Source organism: Paenibacillus phytorum, from assembly GCF_013141715.1.
Lineage (GTDB): Bacteria > Bacillota > Bacilli > Paenibacillales > NBRC-103111 > Paenibacillus_E > Paenibacillus_E phytorum.
The window spans coordinates 1-968 of sequence record NZ_WHOA01000117.1; the positions used below are offsets into that span (position 1 = coordinate 1).

1 protein-coding gene is annotated in these 968 nt (G+C 44.6%); it reads left to right on the forward strand.

Annotated elements, in window-relative coordinates:
* Positions 1-24 precede the first annotated feature (24 nt).
* Positions 25-968: IS110 family transposase (locus GC098_RS17755; protein WP_171644459.1), on the forward strand; the 944-nt coding region annotated here is incomplete at its 3' end.

Genomic DNA, 968 nt, shown 5'->3' on the forward strand with positions numbered 1-968 from the left:
CCCACATCAGGAGGTCGCTCTATTATGAAGTTTAAAGCACAAGATAAACAAAATCAACTCATTGAAAACATTACCTCTAATCACCTTGTTGTCGGTGTAGATATCGCTCAGGAGATCCACGTTGCTAGAGCTGTTAATTTCCGTGGTATTGCTTTGGGTAATCCCCTGGAATTTAGTAATGATGAAATCGGCTTCCGATCTCTTGATCGCTGGATCCGAGACTTGCTAGCTTCGTACAAGCTAAGCCAAGTAATCGTCGGTATGGAGCCAACAGGACATTACTGGCTTGCCCTTGCACATTGGCTTAAAGATACCGAGATCGAGGCTGTACTCGTAAATCCTCACCTAGTCAAAAAGAACAAAGAAAACCGCGACAATACACGATCTAAAAGTGACAAAAAAGATGCGCTTGTCATTGCTGACATGGTGAAAAACGGCTACTATTCCCCAGTCCGTTTTCATTCCACAGAATACGAAGAGCTGCGAGTCCTTATGGCAAATCGAGAGACTGTTGTTAAGCGGCTTGTAAGTGCAGTTAATCAAATTCACCGCTGGGTCGACATTGTGTTTCCTGAGCTTAGACAAGTCTTTAAAATCTTAACTTGCAAAGGTGCATTGGAGACTCTTAGGTTGTTTCCTCTCCCCGCCGATCTATCTAGACTAGAACCTAACGATGTGATTGCGGGATGGAAAAAGTCCATGAAACGACACTCTGGTGTCCGTAGAGCTAAGTTGCTCATCGATCTTGCCAAAAAGAGCGTTGGGTCTACCCAGGCAACATATGCTTACAAACTCCATCTTGAGCATCTTCTTGAGGAGTATGACTTAGCAAACACACAGCTGCAGAGAATCGAAACTGAGGCCAAAGCCGTACTTGAACGAATCCCCTATGCAAGCAAAATCCTTGCCATTACTGGCATAAGTGCGATTGCTTTAGCGGGTGTTTTAGGGGAGTCAGGTGATCTCAG